The sequence below is a fragment of the Mycolicibacterium tokaiense genome (assembly GCF_010725885.1).
GTDB lineage: Bacteria > Actinomycetota > Actinomycetes > Mycobacteriales > Mycobacteriaceae > Mycobacterium > Mycobacterium tokaiense.
Map to the genome: position 1 here is coordinate 17961 of NZ_AP022600.1, position 23673 is coordinate 41633.

The 23673-nt window shown below is 67.5% G+C and carries 14 protein-coding genes; 3 read left to right on the top strand and 11 right to left on the bottom strand.

The annotated features are described in order from the left end of the window. Positions 1-14: 14 nt before the first annotated feature. Both G6N58_RS00095 and G6N58_RS00100 read right to left on the bottom strand, forming a co-directional pair. Entirely contained in the window at positions 15-9239 is a 9225-nt protein-coding gene (locus tag G6N58_RS00095) for a type I polyketide synthase (RefSeq protein ID WP_163907783.1), read from the bottom strand. Between the two features lie 576 nt (positions 9240-9815). Continuing rightward, a complete protein-coding gene (locus G6N58_RS00100; RefSeq protein WP_115280238.1) occupies positions 9816-10460 on the bottom strand; it encodes a MerR family transcriptional regulator in 645 nt (214 codons plus the stop codon). Between the two features lie 310 nt (positions 10461-10770). On the opposite strand from G6N58_RS00100, the gene G6N58_RS00105 reads away from it, so the two are divergent. Next, a complete protein-coding gene (locus tag G6N58_RS00105; RefSeq protein WP_115280237.1) occupies positions 10771-12054 on the top strand; it encodes an MFS transporter in 1284 nt (427 codons plus the stop codon). Here G6N58_RS00105 and G6N58_RS00110 read toward each other — a convergent pair. Continuing rightward, positions 12051-12470 (bottom strand): ChaB family protein, encoded by a 420-nt coding sequence (locus G6N58_RS00110; protein WP_115280236.1) that lies wholly within the window; start codon positions 12468-12470, stop codon positions 12051-12053. The two genes, G6N58_RS00105 and G6N58_RS00110, sit on opposite strands and share 4 nt — an antisense overlap. A 113-nt stretch (positions 12471-12583) precedes the next feature. Between G6N58_RS00110 and G6N58_RS00115 the strand changes: the two genes are divergently transcribed. Next, positions 12584-13978 carry an acyl-CoA dehydrogenase family protein gene (locus G6N58_RS00115; RefSeq protein WP_163907785.1) on the top strand — a complete coding sequence of 465 codons (1395 nt, stop codon included), beginning with the start codon at positions 12584-12586 and terminating at the stop codon, positions 13976-13978. 6 nt (positions 13979-13984) lie between these two features. On the opposite strand, the gene G6N58_RS00120 is transcribed toward G6N58_RS00115, so the two are convergent. From G6N58_RS00120 to G6N58_RS00135, 4 genes are all read right to left on the bottom strand, one after another. Further along, the gene (locus G6N58_RS00120; RefSeq protein ID WP_115280235.1) at positions 13985-14992 is read right to left on the bottom strand and encodes an aminotransferase class IV; all 1008 of its coding nucleotides are present in this window, start codon (positions 14990-14992) and stop codon (positions 13985-13987) included. Positions 14993-15082: 90 nt separating this feature from the next. Beyond that, positions 15083-16591: an APC family permease gene (locus G6N58_RS00125; protein WP_115281933.1), complete on the bottom strand. Its 1509-nt coding sequence runs from the start codon at positions 16589-16591 to the stop codon at positions 15083-15085. A 105-nt stretch (positions 16592-16696) separates the two neighbouring features. Further along, a complete protein-coding gene (locus G6N58_RS00130; protein WP_337769784.1) occupies positions 16697-17641 on the bottom strand; it encodes a LysR family transcriptional regulator in 945 nt (314 codons plus the stop codon). Positions 17642-17677: 36 nt separating this feature from the next. Next, positions 17678-18322, bottom strand: a complete 645-nt coding sequence (locus G6N58_RS00135; RefSeq protein WP_115280233.1) for an FMN-dependent NADH-azoreductase — start codon at positions 18320-18322, stop codon at positions 17678-17680. Between the two features lie 93 nt (positions 18323-18415). On the opposite strand from G6N58_RS00135, the gene G6N58_RS00140 reads away from it, so the two are divergent. Continuing rightward, positions 18416-18931, top strand: coding sequence for a MarR family winged helix-turn-helix transcriptional regulator (locus tag G6N58_RS00140; RefSeq protein ID WP_115280232.1), 516 nt, complete (start codon positions 18416-18418; stop codon positions 18929-18931). Positions 18932-19355: 424 nt separating this feature from the next. On the opposite strand, the gene G6N58_RS00145 is transcribed toward G6N58_RS00140, so the two are convergent. From G6N58_RS00145 to G6N58_RS00160, 4 genes are all read right to left on the bottom strand, one after another. After that, a complete protein-coding gene (locus G6N58_RS00145) occupies positions 19356-20504 on the bottom strand; it encodes an aromatic ring-hydroxylating oxygenase subunit alpha (protein ID WP_115280231.1) in 1149 nt (382 codons plus the stop codon). Positions 20505-20574: 70 nt separating this feature from the next. Beyond that, positions 20575-21450, bottom strand: coding sequence for an ABC transporter permease (locus G6N58_RS00150; protein WP_115280230.1), 876 nt, complete (start codon positions 21448-21450; stop codon positions 20575-20577). Then, on the bottom strand, positions 21447-22370 hold the full coding sequence (locus tag G6N58_RS00155; protein ID WP_232067674.1) for an ABC transporter permease: 924 nt from the start codon (positions 22368-22370) through the stop codon (positions 21447-21449). Before G6N58_RS00155 ends, G6N58_RS00150 begins: the two co-directional genes overlap by 4 nt. A 5-nt stretch (positions 22371-22375) precedes the next feature. Beyond that, a complete protein-coding gene (locus G6N58_RS00160) occupies positions 22376-23623 on the bottom strand; it encodes a polyamine ABC transporter substrate-binding protein (RefSeq protein WP_115280228.1) in 1248 nt (415 codons plus the stop codon). Positions 23624-23673: the final 50 nt, after the last annotated feature.

A 23673-nucleotide genomic window follows, 5' to 3' on the forward strand; every position in this document is an offset into this window, starting at 1 on the left:
TCCGATGCCGCACATCACCTGATGTAGATGTCGTCGTCACCCAGGCGCGACGCCGGGTTCAGCAGCATCGCGGCTTCCTGAGGCTTCTCCGGCGTGTCGTGATCGAAGCGACGATCGGCGGGACGCTCGTACATCGGGCGACCGCCGGCGATGGCCGACGCCAACCGGCGCTTGCCGGCCAGGGTGCGCTCCTGCGCCTGGGCGAGGTAGGTCTCCCGCTCCTCGTCGGTGAGCGTCGCCAGGAACGCCGCCGGGTGCACCAGCGCGATCAGACCCGACACGTGTCCGAACCCGAGGCTGGTCACCAGACCGGCCTTGAGCGGGAACTTCTCCCCCAGGTGCAGGGCCTCCCGCGGCCACACGAAGTGTCCGGAGGTGGCCAGCTCGTCGTCGACACAATCCAGGCTGCGGTTCGGCGGGATCACGCCGTCGCGCAGGACCTGGCACAGGCCCATCATCTGGAACACCGCGGCACCGCCCTTGGCGTGGCCGGTCAGCGTCTTCTGGCTGACGATGAACAGCGGCGCTCCGTCGGAACGGCCCATCGAGTCCGCGAGCCGCTCGTGCAGCTCGGTCTCGTTGGGGTCGTTGGCCAGCGTCGAGGTGTCGTGCTTGTAGATCACCGAGATGTCGTCGGCACCCACCCCCAGCTTGGCCAGCGAGCGCGACAGCATCGAGTCCTTGCCACCGCGACCGGCGCCCAGGGCACCGAGGCCCGGAGCCGGGATCGAGGTGTGCACGCCGTCGGCGAAGCTCTGCGCGTAACCGACCACCGCCAGCACCGGCAGCCCCATCTTCAGCGCCAGCGAACCGCGCGCCAGCAGGATGGTGCCGCCGCCCTGGGCCTCCAGGAAGCCGAGACGACGGCGGTCGTTGGCCCGGGAGAACTTCGAGTCGCTGATGCCCTTGGCGCGCATCATCTCGGTGTCGGCGGTGGCCGCCATGTCACCGAAGCCGATGATGGCTTCCAGGGTCAGGTCGTCGAAGCCGCCGGCGACCACCAGTTCGGCCTTGCCGAGCTTGATCTTGTCGACGCCCTCTTCCACCGACACCGCCGCGGTGGCACAGGCGCCCACCGGGTGGATCATCGCGCCGTAGCTGCCCACGTACGACTGGATGACGTGCGCGGCAACGACGTTCGGCAGGACTTCCTGCAGGATGTCGTTCGGCTTGTTCCGACCCAGCAGGTTGCCGTGATACATGGTCTGCATCGAGGTCATGCCGCCCATACCGGTGCCCTGCGTGCTGGCCACCAGGCTGGGGTGCACCCAGCGCATCAGCTCGGCCGGGCTGAAGCCGGCGGACAGGAACGCGTCGACGGTCGCGACGATGTTCCACAGCGCCACCCGGTCGATCGAGTTGGCCATGTCGGGCGTGATGCCCCACACCGTCGGATCCCATCCGGTGGGGATCTGAGCACCGACGGTCCGCGACAGCTTGGTCTTGCGCGGCACGCGGATCTCGGTGCCCGCCTTGCGGATCACCTGCCAGTCGGTGCTGTCCGGGACCGGGCGCACCACCGTGTGCTCGGGATCGAAGTCCACGAAGGCGCGGGCATCGGCTTCGCTGGAGACCACGAAGCTGAAGTCCTTGTCCAGGAACACCGACACCAGCAGCGGCGAGGCGTGATCCGGATCGATGGCTCCGTCATCCACGAATTCGCGGATGCCGCAACGCTCGACGACGGCATCGTGGTAGCGCTCGACCAGTTCGGTCTCGGGCACCAGGTCACCGCTGGCGGTGTCGTACCAACCCGGCTTCGGGTCGTCCTCCCACTTGATCAGTCCGGTGGTCCACGCCAACTCCAGGACGCCGGCCGCCGACAACTCGCCGTCGACCTCCATCTCGAAGCGGGTGCGCGAGGACCCGTACGGGCCCAGTTCGGCACCGCTGACGATGACCACCAGATCGGCGGGGTCGACATCCAGCGGAGCCCATTCCGGCGCAGGAGCCGGGACATGCGGCCGCGGCGGCGAGGGCAGCGCCGAGATGGTGCCGTCGAGCGAATCCTCCTCGGCAGCAGCACTGTCGGCGGACATCTCTTCCCGTGCTTTGGCGGCCAACTCGGCCATGTCGAGCTTGATGTCGCCGAGACCACCGGTCAGGTCCACCTTGATGGGCGCCGACGCCGCCGACACCTTGGCATCCGGGGTGCACAGATCCAGCAGCATCGCCGCCATCTCCCGGTTGGTGTAGGTGGTGACGCCGGCTTCCTCGACCGCACCGACGATGGCGTCGTTGTGACCCATCAGGCCGGTGCCCTTGGTCCAGCCGATCAGGGCGTGCGCGAGGCTGACCCGCTGCGCCCAGGACGTTTCGGCGCTCCAGCGGTTCACCAGTGCGTCCATGGCAGCCTTGGACTCGCCGTAGGCGCCGTCGCCACCGAACATGCCACGGTTGGGCGAGCCCGGAAGCACGACGTGCAGGCGGGAGGCGATGTCCCGCTCCGCACCGATGGCCGACAGCCCGCCGATGAGCCGTTGCACGGCCCACAGCAGCACCTTCATCTCCATCTCCGAGCGCGAGCCGGCCTCCGAGAGGTCACCGGCCACCCGCGGCGCCGCGAAGGGGAACAGCAGCGTCGGGGTCTGGGCGTCCTTGAGGTGGATCGACTGCGGCCCGAGGCTCTCGGTCTGCTCGCTGCCAACCCACGCCACCAACGCGTCGATGTCGGCGTAGCTGGCCATGTTGGCCGGCAGCACCCACAGCTTGGCGCCCCAGCGGGCGTTGTCGCGGTAGAGGTCCTTGTAGAACGCCAGCCGGCTGTCGTCGAGCTTGGAGGTGGTGGCGATGACGGTGGCACCACCGTCGAGCAGCTGCGCCACCACACCCGCGGCGATCGAGCCCTTCGAGGCACCGGTCACCACGGCGATCTCGTCGGCGTACTTGCCGGTGCCGGGGTTCTCCGCACCGGCGGCGATCCGGGCGAACAGCGAGGCGTGGATCTGCTTGCCGGACGCCAAGGCCTTGCCCTGCCACCAGGTGGCCTGGGTGGCCACCACGTGCCCGGCTCCCTCGAAACGCTCCGAGAGATGTGCCCAGTCGGCCTCGATGTCGTTCTCGTCGGTCAGCCACAGCTTGACCAGGTCCTCACGGGCGCTGGCCCACCGGTCGTCGAGCACGACGGCCTTCTTGGAGTCGAACGACGGCGCCACCAGACGCGGCCAGTCCGAACCCAATTCGGCGGTCACCAGATCGATCAGCTCGGCATCGGAGGCACCTGCAGGCGCGGTCACCGGGGCATCGAGGCCCAGCTGACCGAGGACCATGCGCGCGGCCGAAGCGAGCACACCGTCGGGTCCGGTGACCTTCTCGGCGAACTCGTTGAGCGCCGCGGAATCCACCACGCCCCCGCCGCCGGCACCGCCGGCCGACGGCAGCGACACCGGGATGCCCTTGCGGGCACCCACCGCGGCGACCGCGGCATCGATGGCCTTGTCCACGGCCGCCGCATCGGCGAGCGCACCGTCGTGCAGCCCACCGAGGGCACCACCACGGACGCTGGAACCCTCACGGGTGCCCAGGGCCACCTCGACGGTGGCGTGCTTGGCCCAGCCGGGACCCAGTTCCCAGGTCTTGGCGACGCGTTCGGCAATGTAGGCCGGACGCTTGCCGCTGGGCCCGAGCACCGTGCGCAGCTGGTCGTTGATCGCGTCGGAGAGCACCGGCCCGAACGGCTTGTAGGTACGCGCCAGCTTGGACACCTGGCCCTTGAGCGCAGCCAGATCCGCTTCGGCGGCCCCGTCGATGGCGCCGAGGTTCAGCTCCGAACCGAGGTCCACCAACAGCTGGTTGCGTCGTGAGGACGCACCGTCGGTGATGGTCTCGATGGAGTCCAGCGCCTCGATCTGATCCAGTCGCATCTTGGCCGACAACCCGATCAGCGCGACGGTGGCATCCGCCGCATCGAAGGTGATGTCGTCGGGCCGCGGTCCACCGGACGGAGCGGCCGGCGCGGCGGGGGCGGGAGCCGCTGCCGCGGGGGCACTGTCGGCGGCCGGCGCTGCCGGGGCCTCATCGGCCTCGGGCTCCGGCTCGGGATCTGTGTCGTTCGCGAACAGTACGGCGGCGTCGCGCTCGGCGTTGAGCACTTCCACCGTGCTGTGGGCGTATTCGGGCAACTTGAGGGTGTTGGTGGCCAGACCGGCAACCGTCGGCGCGTTCTTGACACCGATCTCGACGAACCGCTCCACCCCGAGGCCACCGGCGGCCTCTTCGATGAACAGCAGGTCCTGGGTCTCGATCCAGCGCACCGGGCTGGCGAACTGCCAGGCCAGCAACTCGATGACGATCTTGCGCATGAGCTCCGACGGCCGCTCGTTGCGCCAGGTGTCGTAGTCGGCCAGGATCTCGTCCAGCGGTTCGGCCGGCACCAGATCGCGGATCTCCTGGATGAAGTCGCGGTCCAGGGTGAACGGCCGCGGCACCAGGTTGGGGATGTAGCGCCCGACGATGAGCGCGGGATCGCTGTCGGCGGGCATGACCCGCTCCAACGCCCGGCGGAAGTCGTCGACACCGACCCGGAGCACCGAGCTGTGGAACGGGACGTCGATGCCGGGGACCAGGATGAACGACCGCTTGCCGCCGGAGATCTCGCGACGCCGCTCGATCTCCTCCTCGAGAGCCTCCAGGCCGCGCACCGTGCCGGCGATCGCGTACTGCGACCCCCGCAGGTTGAAGTTCACGATCTGCAGGAATTCGCCGGTGCGCTGGCTGATCTCCTCGACGAACGCGGTGACGTCGGCGTCCGGCAGGTCGATCTGCGACGGCCGGATGGCGGCCAGCCGGTAGTTGGACCGGCCCTGCGCATCACGCGGCACGATGTCGTGCATCTTGGATCCGCGGTGGAACACCACCTCCAGCAGCGCCTCGAGTTCGTACACCCCGGAGACACAGGCCAGCGCGGTGTACTCACCCACGGAGTGCCCGCAGGCGATGGCGCCTTCGACGAATGCGCCCTGCTCGCGCATCTCGGCCACCTGTGCGGCCGCCACGGTGGCCATGGCCACCTGGGTGAACTGCGTCAGATAGAGCACGCCTTCGGGGTGGTGGTAGTGCACACCGGAGGCGATCAGGCTGGTCGGGTTGTCCCGAACCACGTGCAGCACAGAGAAACCGAGGGTTTCGCGGGTGAACTTGTCGGCCTTGTCCCAGATCTTGCGGGCGGCCTTGGAGCGGGCACGCACGTCCATGCCCATGCCCTTGGACTGGATGCCCTGGCCGGGGAAGGCGTAGACGGTCTTGGGGGCGGCCAGCCGCGCGGTGGCCGACATCACCAGATCCGACCCGATGCGGGCGGCGATCTCGAGCACCTCGCCGCCGAGGTCCACACCCACGCGGTCGACGCGGAAGTCCACCTCGTCGCCGGGCTTCACCATGCCGAGGAAGCGGGCGGTCCAGCCCAGCAGCTTGGCCGGCGGTACCGGCTTGCCGTCGGTGGCGGTCACCACGTGCTGGGCGGCGGCCGAGAGCCACATGCCGTGCACGATGGGCGATTCCAGGCCGGCCAGCAGTGCGGCCGCCTGGTCGGTGTGGATCGGGTTGTGGTCACCGGAGACCACGGCGAACGGACGCATGTCCACCGGCGCGGTCAAGGTGATGTCACGACGGCGACGACGCGGGGTGTCGGTCTCGTTGTCCGACACCGCACCACCGGCGCGCAGCGGGTCGGTGAGCTCGGCGGCACCGGTGCGGCCGCGGATGGCGAAGCGCTCCTCGAGCCTGGCCAGAACGGTGCCGTCGGCGGCGGTGACGGCAACCGATACCGGCACAACGCGGCCGACCTCGGTGTCGTAGGCCGCCGAAGCCGTTGCGGCGACGGTCAATTCGGCCTTCTCGGCGGGCAGCGGCGAGACCAGCTGGGCGGCGTGGTCCAGGTGCACCAGGCTCAGCAGGCCTTCGACCACCGGGAAGCCGGTCTCGGTGACAGCGGTGCCGATGGCGGCGAACACCGCGGGCCAGCAGCGGCCCACCAGCGCGTCGGGCACCACGGTGAGTGTCGGGGCCAGCGGCGAACCGAACGTCGCGGTGACGCCGGTGTGGTCGGCCACCCGTTCGGGGTCCCAGTCCACGGTGACCGTGGTGGTGCCGTCCACCGGGGTGGGCAGCGCATCCGGGCCGTCGACACCGGCGGCGATGGCCAGCACGGCCCGCATGGCGGTGGTGGCGTCCTCGGTGGACACCACGGGAGCGCCGCCGTCAACGGTGGTCGAGGGCAGGGTGAACGCGATGTCGATCCAGGTGCCGGACAGCGGGACGCTCAGCGTCACCTTGTCACCGACGACCTTGAGGCGCGCACTGGTGGCGTGGTGGATGGCCGAGCCATCGTGCACCTGCCATTCGGTCGGGGCGGCGATGCGGTGCACCGGGTTGGTGGCGGTGCGGCCCGCCCACAGCACGTCGGGTGCGTCGAGCACCAGCGAGAGCGCGTCGGAGACATCGTGCAAGCGGGACAACACGGGGGTGGGCTGCAGCCCGGCGGCCACCGCCTCATCGATGGAGGCCTTCTCGAAGCGGTCGAGGAGGTCACCGACCGGCTCGTCGACGCGGGTGATGCCCGCGACGGCCTGGGTGCCCGGGATGATGCACACCTGGTCGGCGGAGTAGCGGGCGTCGTGGGCCTGCCACAGCGAGTCGCTGCGCCACCAGCGGCGCACGTCCTTGTCGATCACCGGCACGAAGTTGACCGGCTTGCCCAGGGTCTTGCACAGGCCGATGAAGAACGGCACGTCCGCCGGGTGCAGCTTGACGGTGGCGGCGTCGGGATGGCGCTCCAGCAGAGCGGCAATCGCCTGGTCCGGGTTCTCCAGCAGCGCTTCACCGGATTCGGTTGGGCCGTAGAGGGTTTCGATGGGTCCGAAGTCGGCCGGATCCAGGCGGGCCTCGGCGCGCTGCAGCATCTCGGTGAAGCGGTCCCGCCAGCTGACGTCCAGCCACGGCGAGCCCGACTTCTTGGTGTCGGCGGTGGAGTCACCGTCGCCGATGGCCAGTTCGACGTAGCGGCGCAGCCACTGCTCGTAGGTCATGGTCTCGACGTCGCCGAAGTACGGCTTGGCGGTGGCGGCCATCGCGGCGATGATCTCGTCGCGGCGCTCGGCAACGGCGTCGGCGTCACCGGCGACGTCGTCGAGCAGGCGACCGCACCGTGAGGCGGCGTTGTCGATCTCGTGGATGTCGGCGCCCAGCTGGCTGCGCCCGGAGGCCATGCCGCCCTGAGCCTTTCCGGCTCCCACCCAGTGGTCGGTGCCGGTGGTGTCGACCAGCAGCTGCTTGACCGCGGGGCTGGTGGTGGCTTCCAGGGTGGCCATCGCGGCGGTGCCCACGAGGATGCCGTCGACCGGCATCAGCGGGAAGCCGTAGGCGAGTGACCAACGGCCGGAGAGGTATTCGGCGGCCCGCTCAGGGGTGCCGATGCCACCGCCGACGCAGACGGTGATGTTGGAGCGGCTGCGCACCTCGGAGTAGGTGGCCAGCAGCAGGTCGTCCAGGTCCTCCCACGAGTGGTGTCCGCCGGCGCGGCCGCCCTCGATGTGGACGATGACCGGACGGGTGGGCACCTCCGCGGCGATCCGGATGACCGAGCGGATCTGCTCGACGGTGCCGGGCTTGAACACGACGTGGCTGATGCCGACGCCGTTGAGCTCTTCGATCAGGTCCACTGCCTCTTCCAGATCGGGGATGCCGGCGGTGACCACCAGACCGTCGATCGGGGCGCCGGACTGGCGGGCGCGCTGGACCAGGCGCTTGGCACCCACCTGCAGCTTCCACAGGTAGGGATCGAGGAACAGCGAGTTGAACTGGATGGCGCGACCCGGCTCCAGCAGGGTGGACAGCTCGTCGATGCGGTCGCTGAAGATCTGCTCGGTGACCTGTCCACCGCCGGCCAGCTCGGCCCAGTGGCCGGCGTTGGCGGCCGCGGCGACGATCTTGGCGTCGACGGTCGTCGGCGTCATCCCGGCCAGCAGGATCGGCGAGCGTCCGGTCAACCGGGTGAACTTGGTGGAGAGCTTCACCGAACCGTCCGGCAGGGTGATCACCGACGGGGCGTAGCTGGTCCACGGACGGGCCACCTCCGGCACGGCGCCGATGGTGAACAGGTTGCGCTGGCCGCCGCGGGTGGCAGCCGGGACGATGCCGATGCCGAGGCCGCGAATCACCGGGGCGGTGAGGCGGGTCAGGATGTCGCCGGGCCCGAGATCGAGAATCCACTTGGCGCCCGCGTCGTGCAGCGCCGAGATCTCGTCCACCCAGTCGACCTGGCTCACCAGGATGGCCTCGGTCATGGCGCGGGCCTGGGCGACGTCCAGACCGACCTTCTCGGCCCATTCGGCGACCAGTTCCACACCGTCGGACAGCCGCGGCGAGTGGAAGCCGACCTCGACCTGGACCGGCTCGAAGACGGGCTTGAAGACCGCGCCGCCGCGCAGCTTGTTCTTGCGCTCGGCTTCTTCCTTCTCGGCGATCTGCTCGCAGTAGAGCTCGAACCGGGACAGCTGCTCCGGGGTGCCGGTGATGACGACCGAACGGCGGCCGTTGCGGATGGACAGCACGGGCGGCAGCACGGTGCGCACGTCCTGGGAGAACTCATCGAGCAGTTCGCGGATGCGCTCGGGGTCGGCGCTGGTGACCGACACCATGGGCGGGCGGTCGCCGAGGATGGAGATGCCCCGGCGGCGGGCCACCAGGGTCCCGGCAGCACCGATCAGCTGGGCCAGGGCCAGCAGCTGGACATCCTGGCTACCGCCGGCCTTGAGGGCCTCGACAGCCAGCACACCCTGCGAGTGGCCGGCCACGGCCACCGGCGGGTTGGCGGCCAGGTCCATGCCCTGGCGGGCCAGCGCCCGGACGGCGGCGATCTGGGTCAGCAGCACGCCGGGCACCGACACCGCGGCGGAGGTGAGTTGCTTGGCGGTGGGAACCGGTTCCTCCGCGGCGAGCGCGCGCACCCAGCGCAGCGGCTCGAAGCCGATAGGGCGGACCACCACGAGCTCGCGCGCGACGGGCTCGAGCAGCAGGTCGGCTTCCCCGGCCAGGGTCGCCAGATCGGACTCGATGCCGGCAGCCGAGACCAGTTCTTCCAGGGTCTCCAGCCAGGAACTGCCCTGGCCGCCGAACGCGACCGCGTAGGGCTCGCCGTCGGTCAGCCGATCAACCAGGGCGTGCGACGACGAGTGTGCGGCAGCGTTGCCATTGGATGTGGTGGAACCGTTAGCAATTCTGTCGTGCTCGAAGATCGTCACCTGTTTTGTCTCCTAGATACTTCTGCCGCGTGCGATCCGGTTGTCGTGACCGCACGCCGCTCATGGTTACGTCTCAGACCTGCGCTGCCTTGCGAAGGTGTCAGTTCTCCGGTCACCATCGACCTGCCCGTCGGGTGTTCCCACTCCGACTCACCGCGGCGTGGGCCCGCTGCTGCGGGACATTGCACACGCGCTCTCAGCTCCTCGTGACGGGTGGCGGACGACGGCACCGACTGCACTAAGAGTGTCATAAGGGACAGGGCTATTTTCGTGCGCGATATGGTTACTGGCGAGTTCTACGCATCGGTAACCACTGCGTTGGTAACACGCAACTGAACAGAGGCGCGGACGGTGGAAGACAAACGTCCTGCATGCAGGTGGTTACGGTCGAGTAGCTATAACTGCGCTGTTCACAGCAGTTCCGTTATCGAATCGTTATCAAGGCTTACGTCACTGTCCGATCACCGTTGATTCACGGCACCATCCAGATGACATGACAGGTGTCAAGGATTTCCGGTTTCGCTGTCCGCGGAACAGTTTGCTGGCAACGCTGATGGCCGAACTCTTGGCGCCACGCTAGGCCGTGGATCGCATCACCGGCCGCCGTACAGCCTCGCCGACCTGTCGGGCGATCACGATCGCGGCCAGTTCGCGGTAATCCTGCGGGGGCGGCCCGGCCGCCGTCAGGCTTCCGAGCGCCTCCAGCAACGCATCGACGTCCTGCGCCGCAGCGACGACTCCGGGCTGACACAACGCAAACACCTCCACCAGCACCGCGAGACACTGCTGGGGGTCGGGAGCGCGCGAGACGATACGCACCAGGTCCGGATCGCACAGCGCAAGCTCGCCGTCGTGGAGGCACGCCACCCCGGAATCCACCATGCGCCGCGCCTCGGCGGTGGAGACATCCACGTCGAGCCGCACCACACGTGGCGGTACCTCGCCCTCACGGGCGCTCAGTGCCCCGTGGAGGCCGAGCACATCAGCCAGGTCACGGCCCGAACGGACCGCGGCGAAAAAGTCGCAGATGTGCGCCGAGGTGAAGCCGCGGGCCAGAAGCTGATCGATCACCCGTAGCTGCGCCAGATGGTTGTCGTCGTAGACGGCCATCCGACCCACCCGCCTCGGCGGGTCCAGCAGCCCGCGTTCGCGATAGGCCCTGATGTTGCGCTCGTTGACACCGGAAACCCGGGCCAGCTCGGCGATGCGGTACTGGGTCACCGGACCTCAAACCCGACCGGTGATCGGCAGTTCGGTCATTCGCTCCATGTCGAGATGGTACCCGGGTGCGTGGCGATAGCAAACATTACGCTTGCAGCGTCGAGGATTTGCATTCATGTAAATTTTGCTCCATGAACAGCTAATTGTCCCTGACCCTCCCACTCCTACTGTGCATCGCTGTACCAAACCAGCCAAGACCCAGCTCCCGCCCGCAGCAATGGATGCCCGTCGATGCGAGTGAACTCACAGCTGGCGGATTTCCCACCGGCAGCAGCGTGCGGGACCATCGAACACCGAGGAGGGAACGACGGTGCGTGCCTGGGTCGTATGGTCAGCCGGGCTTTTGGCGTACATCGTGGCCGTCCTGGACCGCACCACGTTGGGCGTCTCGGGCCTGGAAGCCGCGCAGCGGTTCCACGCTCCCCCCGCCGTACTCTCCACGTTCGTCGTCCTGCAGGTGATCGTGTACGCCCTGGCGCAGATCCCCGCGGGGCTGCTGCTGGACCGCTTCGGTTCCCGCGCGATGATCGTCGTCGGCGGTTCGCTGATGGCCGCGGGGCAATTGACGCTCGCCTTCACCGAGTCGCTGCCCAGTGCCGTGGCGGCGCGGGCAGTGGTCGGGCTCGGCGACGCATTCACCTTCATCTCGGTCCTACGGCTGGTCCCCTTCTGGTTCACCGAGCGTCGGATCCCTCTCGTCACCCAGTTGACCGGGTTCTGCGGCCAGTTCGGTCAGGTGCTCTCCGCCGTGCCGTTCCTGGCACTGCTCGCCCGCGCCGGGTGGCAGACCGCGTACCTGGCCGCCGCCGCGTTCGGCGTGCTGGGCGTGGTGCTGGTGCTGACGTTGGTCAGGAACACCCCCACTGGGCCCGGAGTCCCGGTCAAATCGGACGGGGTGCGCCAGACCCTGGGCCGGCTGAAGGTGACGTGGCTGCGGCCGGGCACCCGACTCGGGTTCTTCACCCACATGGGCACCCAGTTCTCGGTGACCGTCTTCGCCCTGATGTGGGGCGTGCCGTATCTGACGACGGCCCAGGGCCTGTCGCGGAGCGCTGCCGGAATCCTGCTCACGGTGTCGGTGCTGACCTCTGTCGCGGCGGGGATCCTGATCGGACTCTTCACCGGACGCAATCCGCACCGACGATCCAACGTCGTTCTCGGCATCATCGTCAGCAATGCCCTGATCTGGACTGTCGTGTTGGCTCAGCCGTCACCGGCGCCGCACTGGCTGCTGGTGGTTCTGGTGATCGTGATCTCGGTGGGCGGGCCCGGCTCCATGGTCGGTTTCGACTTCGCCCGCACCTTCAACCCGGCAACCACCCTCGGCACCGCGCAGGGCATCGTCAACATGGGCGGCTTCCTGGCGTCGCTGCTGGTGATGCAGGCGATGGGGATGGTCATGGATGCCGCCGGCGGTTATACCTTCGACTCGTTCCGCATGGCGTGGACCGTGCAGTACGTCGTGTGGATCCTCGCAGGCACCGCCATCCTGATCACCCGGCGCAAGGCCCGCCGGACCATCGGCGAGATCGACGAGAGCCGTTACCTACTGGAGTTCTTCGACGACCCGCGAGCAGGCCACCCGATCCGCTAACGGCTGCGCGCCGTCGTCCGCCGGTTGGCCTTCTTGATGGCCTCCACCAGCTCGGCCTTCGTCATCGTGGACCGGCCGCGGACCTCGAGCCGGCGTGCGACGTCCATGAGGTGCTTCTTGGTGGCATTGGCGTCCACCCCCTCGGCACTCTCGCCCGACGGATTCGGGCCGCCGCTGCGGGCGCGTTGATCGGAAGGACCCTTCTCGTCCTTGGCCTCCCAGTGATCGCCCACCTTTTCGTACGAGTGCTTGAGGGCGCTGTAGGCCACCCGGTGCGCTCGCTGCTCGTCCCCGTACTCCTGCTGCGCGGAGTCATGGGCTTTGGCGAAGGTGCGCTGCGCCTTGGCATCGGACTTCTTCACTGTGCTGGGCAGTTCGCTTTTCTTGACCGCCCCCGATTTCGTGGTTTTCGGCATGGGGTCGACGTACCCGGCTCGGGGCGGGCAAAACCCCGCCGCGATTGCCGCGTCACGGCAACGGGTATGGGTTCGTCGGCAACGTCCGCCGGTCGGGGTGGAAGGGAAACGACATGGCCTTTGACCTGACGCCGACAACGGCTCAGCACGACCTGGCGCGGCGCGCGCACGAATTCGCCGAAACGGTGATCCGGCCGGTGGCCGCCGACTACGACAAGCGCCAGGAGTTTCCCTGGCCGGTTCTGCAGGAGGCGGCCGCGCGCGGGTTCTACAGTCCCCTGTTCTATCGCGACCTGATCGGCGATCCGACCGGGCTGTCGCTGCCCCTGTTCATGGAGGAGATCTTCTGGGGGTGCGCCGGCATCGGCCTGGCGGTGGTGATGCCGGCCCTGGCGCTGTCGGCCATCGGTCAGGCCGCCACCCCCGAACAGATGTTGCAATGGGCCCCCGAATGCTTCGGCACCGCCAGCGACATCAAGCTCGCGGCATTGGCCATCTCGGAGCCGGAAGGCGGCAGCGATGTCCGCAATCTGCGCACCACGGCACACCGCGACGGATCGGACTGGGTGATCAACGGCCACAAGATGTGGATCGGCAACGGGGGCATCGCCAACGTGCATGTGGTGAACGCCGTGGTCGACCAGGAACTGGGGCACCGCGGACAGGCGCTGTTCATCGTCCCGGGCGGCACCCCGGGCCTGACCATGGTGCGCAAACTCGACAAGCTGGGTTGCCGGGCCTCCCACACCGCCGAGCTGAAATTCGACAACGTCCGCGTCCCGGCCGAGAACCTGCTGGGCGGGCAGGACAGGCTCGAACACAAGTTGTCCAAGGCCCGCGAGGTCGCCGAGATGGCCACCACGGGCGCCCGTCGCGGCGGCTCCGCCACCCTGGGCACCTTCGAGCAGACCCGGCCCATGGTGGCCGCCCAGGCGCTCGGGATCGCCCGGGCTGCACTGGAATACGTCACCGAGTACGCCAATCGCCGGGAGGCGTTCGGCGCGCCCATCATCAACAACCAGGGCATCGCCTTCCCACTGGCCGACCTCGCCACCCGGATCGACGCGGCCAGACTGTTGACCTGGCGGGCGTCGTGGATGGCGGCCACCGGGGTGCCCTTCGAACGCGGCGAAGGCTCGATGTCGAAGCTCGCTTCCAGCGAGGTCGCGGTGGCCACCACCGAACGCGCCATCCAGACCATGGGGGGTTGGGGCTACATCAGCGATCATCCGGTGGAGAAGTGGTACCGGGATGCCAAGCTCTACACCATCTTCGAGGGCACCAGCGAGATCCAGCGGATCGTCATCTCCCACGCGCTGGGCGCCGGCGACGGGGCCCCGCCCCTGCACGTCGACCTCGAGCCCTCGGGGGGACCGCTGAACCGCTGGTTCGGTCGCGGCACGCCCGCACGCACCCGGATGGCGAGTGCGGCGTTGTCGGCCAAGGACAGGCTCCCCGCCCCGGTGATGCGCGCGGCCATGACCGTGCTGAAACCACCGGGGCGGTAGCTGGCCCTAGTACTGGATGGCCTCGATCAGCGGACCGGGCTCGTCCATCAGGGCCCAGAAGCGGTCCCGGATGGCCACCGTCATCGGGCCGGGCTCGCCGGCGCCGATCTTCTCGCCGTCCAGGGTGTTGATGGGAGTCACGCCACCGGCTGTGGTGACGGCCATGATCTCGTCGGCGTCATAGAGCTCGTGGCTGGTGACGTCGCGCAGTGTCGCCTCGATGCCCATCTGGTCGGCGATCTCGAACACCGTCTTGCGGGTGATGCCCGGCAGTGCGTTGCGGGACGGCGACGCCAGCTTGCCGTCTTTGACGATGCAGACGTTGAAGCCCGGGCCCTCGGCCACACAGCTGTCGGAATCCAGCAGGATGGCCGTGCGCGCCCCGCGGTCCTTGGCTTCGAAGCTGGCCGCGGTGAGGTCGCCCCACTGGTAATTCTTGATGGTGGGGTCGACGGTGTTGCGTCCGGCGCGGCGCACGTGGCGGGGCACGACGGCAGTGGTACCGAAGATCTGCTCGGCCGGCGGGAACGCCCACAGGTACGGGATCGCGTAGATGTACACCTGATGGGTCAACTTGGACAGGTCCTTCTCCCCCTTGCGCTTTCCGTAGCCGCGCGTGACGGTGAGGTTGACGAACGACTCGCGCAGCTGCGACATGCTGACGCACTGCTTCGTGATGTCGGCCAGTTCGTCCTTGGTGTAGCCGGGGTCGAGGCGTAGCTTGCGGGAGCCGTCGAGCAGCCGGTCGAGGTGGTCACCGAGCCGGAAGATGTTGCCGTGCCACACATGGGCCACGGTGTAGGTCAGATCGGAGTGGCCGAAGCCGGTATCGAAGATGGAGATCTTGGCGTCCTCGGCCGGCATGAACTCCCCCTCGATCCAGGCGACGCCGCCGGCGAAGGGGCTGGTGTGATCCAGTTCGTAGTCGCTGTACTGGATCACCGAGCCGGCGGGGGTGTCCTCACGGACGGCGCCCGGCTCGACGGCAACCAGGTTGGACGTTCCTGCGGTCATGAGATTCCTTTCGTTGCGTTGACACTGCGTCCACCGTGAAGAAATGCGAGTGGAGGCCGCGGTGGACGCAGTGTCAGCGAGGGGTTCGGGTCAGAGGTTGTGGGTTTTGGCGTACTCGGCACCGGCCTCACCGGCGGCCAGGCGGGTCTTCAGTCCGGTGGCCCACCAGATCGCGGCCAGCACCACGATGCCGAGGAACACCCACTTGTTGTTGGTGAACTGCGGCAGGAACAGCAGGGCGACGGCGACGCCGAGGAACACCACCAGCGCGGTCACGTACAGCGGCAGACGGAACTTGCCGAGGTCGAACGTGCCGGGCTCGGGTTCGGGGATGGTTCCGCGCTTGTAGCCGACGAGCAGGCCGATGGTCTGCAGGATGTAGACGAAGAAGAACAGCAGCGACGCAATACCGATGATGTAGTTGAACGCCTTCTCGTTGACCAGCGCCGAGAGCAGCAGAAGCGTGGACAGGCAACCCAATCCGAGCACCGCGTACGTCGGGGCCTTGCTCTTGGGTGAGACGTGCCGCCATACGTGCGAGAACGGCAGCATGTTGTCGCGGGCCATCGAGTACGTCAACCGGGTGGCGACCAGGATGTTGGCCAGCAGGCAGGCCAGGATATTGGTGAGCGCGATGGCGACGACGATCTTGGTGACCACCGGGCCCGCCTGCTGGGTGATGATCTCCTCGATGGGCGCGGCCGAATTGGCTTCGACGGCAACGGGATCCTTGATGGCCAGCACGTACACCACGTACATCAGGAACTCGATGACGATCGAGGTGATGAGGGCGTAGAACATCGTCTTGGGCACCACGCGGCGCGCGTTCTTGGTCTCCTCGGCCACGTCGGCCCCGGATTCCACCCCGATCAGGCCGAAAAAGGGACCCAGCGCCGCGGCCAGCCACGCCAGCATGTAGGAGTCCTTGTCACCGGACTCGCCGCCGGTGAACAGCGTGGAGATCGGCTGGTGGTTCTCCGGGGCGGAGAACGCGATGATCGCGATCAGTGCGGTGGCGCCCACGGTGATGACGAGTTCCAGGCTGACGCCGATGTTGTTGACCATGGTGGCGAAGCGCACGCCGTAGATGTTGATCAGCACGCACACCATCACCACCGCGATGGCGAGCAGGATCTGGGTGCTCTGGGTCATGCTCCAGCCGAACAACCCGCCGAGGTAACCGGAGAGGATGAAGCCGACCCCGGTCATGCCGCAGACCCAGCCCATCAGCGCGATGAAGCCGGTGAACCAGGCCAGGTTGGGCCCGTTGATCCGGCTGATCCACTGGTAGGAGTAGCCGGCCAGCGGCAGCTTGGCGGTGAGGTCGGCCGCGATGAAGGTCCACAGTGCGAACACCGCACCGGCCAGCAGCAGCGTCCACACGAACGGGGCCCCCGCGGTGAAGTAACCCGCGCCGAATCCGGTGAACACCGCGGTGGTGGCGCTGATGGTCGCAAAACCGATTGCGAAGGACGCCAGTGTGCCGACCGAGCGGTCGAGCTTCTGCGTGTAGCCGAGCTCGGCGAGCTTGGCGTCCTCGGAGTTCGCGGGTTGGGTCGGCTTCTGCGAATGAGTGGGTGGTGCGACTGCATCGGTCATGGTCACTCCAGGTCAGGTGATGTCACATATCGACTGATGACAGGAAAGCGCCACCGCCGCGTAACCGGAAGTTCCATCTTTTGATCTACTGATAAACCGCGGTTATCACTGGAGCGTGGCGGGTACCGGCACGTCCTCGCCGTCACCGAAATTCCACTGGCTCTGGACGTACTTGATCAGCGCGTCCGATTGCGGCGTCAGCTGCGCAGGGTGCCAGGCCAGTGCGGTGTGACAGGGTTTGCGATCGCTGATCGGGACGTACACGATGCCCGGCCGGTCGTAGAACCGCGCCACCGACGACGTGGTGAAACTGATCCCCAGCCCGCGGGCGATGGACGTCGTCTCCGCCTCGTAGGTGGCCGCCACCGCCGCGATGGTGGGCGGCCGGTTGCCCCGCGCATCCATCGCCAGCCAGTAGTCGCGCCAGCTCCCGGCGGTCAGCGGAGCGCACACGATCGGGTCGTCCAGCAGCTCGGCGATCTCGAGTTCATCGCGACCGGCCAGTCGGTGGTCACGGGGCAGGCAGGCCACCCACGATTCGGAGTCAAGGATGAGCATGCGGTGTTCGGGCAGGTCCACCGGTGGGCGGATCAGTGCGACGTCCGCCGATCCGTCCGCCAATCCCGCTGTGGGATCGGAGAAGTCGAACTCGATCGGTTCCACCGCCACGTCCGGGTAGGCGGACTCGAAATGACGCACGATGCGGAACAGCAGATCGGCGCCGGTGCCGATGAGATAACCGAACCGCAGCCGGCCCTGCCGGGTACCCGAGAGCGTGACCAGGTTCTCCATCACCGCATCGACTCCGCCGAGTGCCTGCTGCACCTGGGGCAGCCATGCTGCGCCCAGATCGGTCAGCGCCACCTCACGGGTGTTGCGGGTGAACAGCTGGACACCGAATTGATGTTCGAGTTGCTTGATGGCCGTCGACAGTGCCGGCTGGGTGATGAAGAGCTTCTCGGCCGCGCGCCGGTAATTCAGTTCGGCTCCGAGCACGGCGAAGTACCGAAGCTGGCGCAGGGTGACGTCGTGGATCTTGGCGGTCGTGATCGGGTCCCCTCCTGGTCGCTGTTGCGACCAAGAGTGTCATGCGCCGACGGTTGCGGGTGTCCAGAGTGCGTCGATGGCCGCTTCCGCGTCCGCGAGGCTCTGCGCCGCCAGCGGACGCAGGTCGGCCATCGCCGGGTTGTCATCGGCCATGGTCAGCTCGGCGGTGATGAATCGTGGCACCAGGCCGGTCAGGGACAGCCCGTGCGGCAGCCAGGCTTCGGCGTGGTCCCACCCGGCGCGGGGGGTGCCGGGCCCGTAACCGCCGCCGCGCGCGGCGAGCACCACCAATTCGGTGTCTCCCAGCAGGCCCTGGCCGCTCTCCGGGTCGAACGACACACCCGGCACGATCAGGTGGTCCACCCAGGCCTTCACGGTGCTGGGTGCACCGAAGTTGTACAGCGGCAGCCCGAGCAGCACCGTGTCCGCCTGTTTGATCTCGTCGATGAGCGCGAGGCTGCGGGCATACACCTCGGCCTGCGCGGGCGTGTGCGTGCTGGGCGGGAGCATCGCGGCGAGCCCGTCGCCGTCGAGGTGGGGTACGGGATCAGCTGCGAAGTCCCGGTAATGGACCTCCCCGTCGGGGTGCACGGCGCGCCAGCGATCCGCCGCGCGGGCGGTGAGCCGCCGACTGACAGACTGCGGGCCCTTGATCGAGGTGTCGATGTGCAACAGGGATGCCATAAGTGACCCTCCATAGATCGTTTATGTAGAACAAAGCATTTATAGCACGGCAAGCTCTGGCTTGCGCTCCTGTGCGGTCACTAGGCTGAGCGGATGTCCGATCTGCCGTTCCTGTCGCCGAACTGGCAACTGGTGGGTCCGCTGCTCGAATATCTGGTCCGCCGGCTGCGGGTGGCGTCGGAATCGGAGATCGACCGGGTCGGATTGCGACCCCGCCATGTGCTGACGCTGACGCTGTTGCGCGATTTCGGCGAACGGCCGCAGTCGGAACTGGCCACGCTCCTGCGCATCGACCCCACGAATCTGGTGGGCCTGCTCAACGAACTCGAGGGCGACGGACTGATCGAGCGCCGACGCTCCACTCAGGACCGGCGCAAGCACACCGTGGTGCTCACCGCAGCAGGCGGGGAACGCCTCGCGGAGATCGAAGCCGTGCTGCGCGACGTCGAGCGCGACATTCTCGGTGCGCTGTCCGACGACGAACACACGACGCTCTACACCCTGCTGTTGCGCGCCGCCGGCGACGGAGTGTCCTGCTCCGAGTCGGCGGCCAGCGCGTGTGTAGTCGACGAACTCCCCGAGGATCCTGAGAGCTCCGAATCCAGGTAGCGCGCTACTCGCGGCTTCCGACGCCACCGCATCTACGGTGAGGGCATCGTTGGACGTCTCGGCGTGTTGTTCATCCGGGGGGATGACATGAGCGTTTCACCAGAACAATTGAGGGAGGACGGCGTCGGGGGAACCTGCCCGCCGCTGCCTCGTACCGCTCCTGCGGTGTTGGTGACCGAGCAGGAGGTCATGTTGGCCTCCGCGATCGCGATCTCGCCGGCTGCGGTGCCATCGCGACGAAACCCGTTGCTGCGCATCGTAGGTGTGTTGAATCGAGTGGCGACGAGGTCAGCGGACCCGTCACGCTCCCGTCATGACGTACATCGTGCCCACGCCCGGCGGACGCCGAGCTGGTATTCGGATGCATTGATGGCGCGGGAGATGCGGCGACTGTGATGGGCCGTCGGTCTCGCAGGCCGGTTCACTACCGGCCTGCGTACGCCCGCGCGACGCGCGTGACGAACTGGTACACCCCGTCCTCGTCGGGGGCCAGCGGGCCCGGCCGGGCGTGGGGCGAGCTGAGCCCGCGCTGCACCGATTCACACGCCGCCCAGTCCTGGCGGTTGGTCAGGTCCCAGAAGTCGACCGCGTAGGACGGGTCGAATCCGGGATCCTCCGCGACCTCTCGCGGGAACGCCCAGGCGCATTCGACATGGGTGCGATCGACGGCCAGCGGGGTCATCAGATGTGTCATCACGTAGTCCGGGTGGAGACTGACGAGCAGGTTGGGGAAGCCCACGAGGTACATCACCGATCGCATCTCGTGGTCGGACAGGCCTGCGATCGCCACGCCCTCACTCTTGCCGCTCAGCGACATCGTTTCCGCGCCGTCGACGATCGACATCCAGCCGCCCATCCAGGAGCCGTCGAGGTCGAGGTTCTCGCCGCTGGTGGGCGGGCTGATGCGACTGAGTTCGGGATGGATCGTCGAGCAGTGATAACACTCCTGATAGTTCTCGGCGATCACCTTCCAGTTGGTCGCCAGCTCGTAGGAGTGCCGCGCCACCACCGTGAGATCCTCAGGGCGGTACGGAGACACCACCTCTTCGAGACCGGCGACGTGCGCACCGAAGTCGCTGTCCTCACCGCTCGGGTCGACGAACAACCAGCCGTGCCAGTTAACCAGCCGCAGCTCGGCAAGCCCGAACTGCGCGGCGTCGAACTCGGGGGAATCAGCGAACCCCGGTGCGCTGCGCAGACTTCCGTCGAGTTTGAACGACCACGAATGATAGGGGCAGACAATGCCGCGGCGCTTGGTCTGCGCCCCGCACGCCAGTAGCTCGTGACCACGGTGACGGCACGTGTTGGCAAAAGCCCGGACCGTGTCATCGTCGCCCCGCACCAGCAGCACACCGTTGGCGCCGGAACCGACCGCCTTCTGACTGCCCGCCGACGGCAGGTCGCCGGCGTGCCCCACACAGGTCCACCCGGAGAAGATGACCCGCTGCTCCCAGTCGAACACCGCCGGGTCGACGTAAGCCTCCCGCGGGAGCATGCGGGACTGCCCGAAGGGAGCGAGCGCTGCGGCCAGTGCGTCGGCGGGCAGCGGAGCCGGACCGTGCTGTTTGAACATACAGTCAAGACTACCGCGATTCGGGCGCGCGGGTAACCGCGCAGCGGTTACGAGCGCGCCGAAATCACCACTAGGCCTCGCCGGTGAACGCGCCGATACCGCGCTCGGCGCCATGGACTTTGGCCATCCGGCGATAGATCAGGTACCCGATCACCACCGCGGCCAGCGCGGCCAGCAGCAGCAGGGTGGCCAACGCATTGAGCGCGGGGGTGGGGGCGGCGCGAGCGGTGTTGTAGATCTTCACCGAGACGGGCTCGGTGGAGGCATCGCCGGACAGGTACCGCACCAACACGAAATCGTCGATCACGTCGGCGAACACCAGTACCGTACTGGCGAAGATCGCCGGCGTGAGCATCGGCAGGATGATTCGCCGCAGTGCACCCCACTGCGTGGCACCCAGATCCATCGCGGCCTCTTCGTAGTGTCGCCCGATGGTGGCCAGCCGGGCCCGCACCAGCACCGCGGGATACGACACCTGAAACGTCACCAAACCCACCACCTGCGCCGAGGTGCCCAGGCCGATCGGCAAAGCCACCGAGGTGATCATGAACAACAACGCCACGGCCAGAAGCACTTCGGGGATGACGAACGAGAACAGCATCAGCACATTGGCACCCTCGGGCACCCGCCCGCGCCAACGGTCGATGCCGATGGCGAACAACACCCCCAGCGGCACGGTGATCAGCGTGGCGAGCAGACCCAGCTTCAACGTCTGGAACAGCGCCGTGTGCAGGGCCGCGTCGTGCCACACCGAGCGGGTCTCATCACCCCAATACCAGCGAAAAGAGAAGCCCTGCCAATCCGTCCGGGAGCGACCGTCGTTGAACGAGAACATGACGGCGATCAGCACCGGCAGCAGTGACCACACCAGGTACGCCGCGGTGACCCCCACCAGGATCCGGGGCGGGCGCCACGGGTCATTCCACCAGGTGACCGGGCTCCTCACGAGGCCACCTCGTCCCGTCGCCCCATCACCCGCACGTAGTAGAGCATCGGCAACAGTGCCACGATCAGCACGATCATCACGAACGCACCGGCCTGGCCCGTCTGCCCGGGCGCTTGCACACTGTCGTTGATCAGGTTGCCTGCCATGGCCGTTGTGGGCGAGGCCGACAGCAGATCATTGGTGAAGTAGTCCCCCAGCATGGGCAGGCAGGTCAACAGGACCGCTGCGACCATGGTGGGCCGACACAGCGGCAGAGTCACGCGCCAGAACGACGAGAACCGGTCCGCCCCCAGGTCACGGGCCGCCTCCAGAGTGTGCTGAGGCAACCGGTCCAGCCCGGCGTACAACGGCAGGATCATGTACGGCACATAGCCGTACACCAGCCCGAGGATCACCACCACCGGCTGTCCGGTCAGCCAGTGCACATCCACAGTGAACAGCCCGCCCAGGCTCAGCACCCTGTTGACCAGACCGTCATCCTGTAACAGGTTGACCCAGGCGAGCATTCGCATCATGTAGCTGATCCAGAACGGCGCGATCAGAGCCGCCAACAGCACCCCCTTCCACGTCCCGGCCAGCCGGGCCACATAGTAGGCGACGGGAAACGCGATCAGTAGGCACAGCGTGCTGGCCGTCAACACGTACATCCCGGTGCGCACCAACGCAGGCCCGTAGATCCCGTCCGGGCCGACGATCCGGCTCAGCACATAGGTGAACTGGGTGGGGTTCCACTGCAGCGGGTTCCAGACCGGCACCGCGGTGCGGAAGATGGGGTCGACGTAGCCGAACACGACGCACAGCACCACATACAACGGCACGATGAAACACACCAGCAGCCACAGCAGGCCGGGCGCCGCGAGCGTCGGCCACAACCAGCCCGAACGGTCCCGGGCCGGCGGGCGCAGATCTGTCACTGCCACCGCAGTCAGGATCCGCCGGCGTTGAATGCATTCCAGATGTTGCGCCAGGCGGCGTCGTTTGCGGGGTCGAGTTCCAGCAGCCGGTAGCCGCTGTCGAAGTACTCCGGCCGCACCACCGCCGACTGCAGATTGGCCGGGATGAATTCCTCGGCCACCAGCGACTCCGGCGTGATCGAGTTCTGCGGCGGCTGATACCCGATGGCCGAGAAGTTCTCCTTGGCCACCTCGGTGTCCAGCATGTGGTTGAGGAACAGGTGTGCCAGCACCGGGTTCTTGCCGCCGCGCAGCGTGACCAGCATGTCGTTGTCGACGATGCCCTTGCCGTCCGCCGGGAACCAGTACTGCAGGATGTCGGTGCCCACGCCGTCGGGCAGGTAGTACTGCGCGTTGATGATGTCACCGGACCACATCTGCGCCAGGCCCATCTGCCCGGCCGGTAGATCGCTGTACATGGTGATCGTGACCTTGGGCGACGTGGCCTGCACCAGCTCGTTGAGCTGCTCGCCCACCATCTTGAGGTCGGCCTCCGAGCTGGTGTTGACGTCGGTGATGCCTTCCTTGAGCAACACCAGGGCCATCGCACTGTGCCAGTCGTCCAAAATGGCGGTCTTGCCCTTGTACATCGGATCCCACAGCGCTGCATAGGGATTCGATAATGACCCGATGTCGGCGGGCACCTGGTCGCTGCGCCAGCCCATCCCGGTGGTGTAGATGGTGTAGGGCACCGTGTATCGCCATTCCTGGTCGTACCACGGGTTGGTGAAACTGGGCCACACATTGGAGATGTTGGTGAGGTAGCTGTGGTTCAGCGGCCGCAGCAGGCCTCCGGTTACCAGCCTGCTGATCTCGGTGTAATTGGCGTTGTAGATGTCGAAGTCGACGCCGCTGCGGAGCTTGGTCAGTGCCTCGTCACCGTCGTTGAACGTCGACACCTCCACCGTGCAGCCGTATTGCTGCTCGAACGAGGCGATGGCCGCGGGACTCAGATAGTCGGCGTAGTTGTAGATCTTCAGCGTCGCGCCCTGCTCCGGCGACAAACCGTCCTCGATGGGCCGGTTGTCGTCGGGGATGTCCCAGGTGACCGGGCTGTCGGGTTTGGCCAGCGTCAATGTCGGGGTGGCGCCGCCCGGGCCGCCGGGACCGGAACCGCAGGCCGCCAGGGCAGAGCCCAACGCGGGTGCGCCCAACACGAGAAGTCCAGCGCGCGCCAGGAATTGGCGTCGCGTGGGGCCGGAGGTCCTGGGCACTGGCATGTGAGCCTCCCCGCTGTTGCGTCTTGTCGCTGATAGGACTGTGACATAGA

Bases quoted from the DNA above. Each gene is read 5' to 3' on its own strand.
- G6N58_RS00110 (WP_115280236.1), bottom strand. From the start codon at position 12,470: ATGCCGAAAACCACGAAATCGGGGGCGGTCAAGAAAAGCGAACTGCCC.
- G6N58_RS00115 (WP_163907785.1), top strand. From the start codon at position 12,584: ATGGCCTTTGACCTGACGCCGACAACGGCTCAGCACGACCTGGCGCGG.
- G6N58_RS00120 (WP_115280235.1), bottom strand. From the start codon at position 14,992: ATGACCGCAGGAACGTCCAACCTGGTTGCCGTCGAGCCGGGCGCCGTC.
- G6N58_RS00125 (WP_115281933.1), bottom strand. From the start codon at position 16,591: ATGACCGATGCAGTCGCACCACCCACTCATTCGCAGAAGCCGACCCAA.
- G6N58_RS00135 (WP_115280233.1), bottom strand. From the start codon at position 18,322: ATGGCATCCCTGTTGCACATCGACACCTCGATCAAGGGCCCGCAGTCT.
- G6N58_RS00140 (WP_115280232.1), top strand. From the start codon at position 18,416: ATGTCCGATCTGCCGTTCCTGTCGCCGAACTGGCAACTGGTGGGTCCG.
- G6N58_RS00145 (WP_115280231.1), bottom strand. From the start codon at position 20,504: ATGTTCAAACAGCACGGTCCGGCTCCGCTGCCCGCCGACGCACTGGCC.
- G6N58_RS00160 (WP_115280228.1), bottom strand. From the start codon at position 23,623: ATGCCAGTGCCCAGGACCTCCGGCCCCACGCGACGCCAATTCCTGGCG.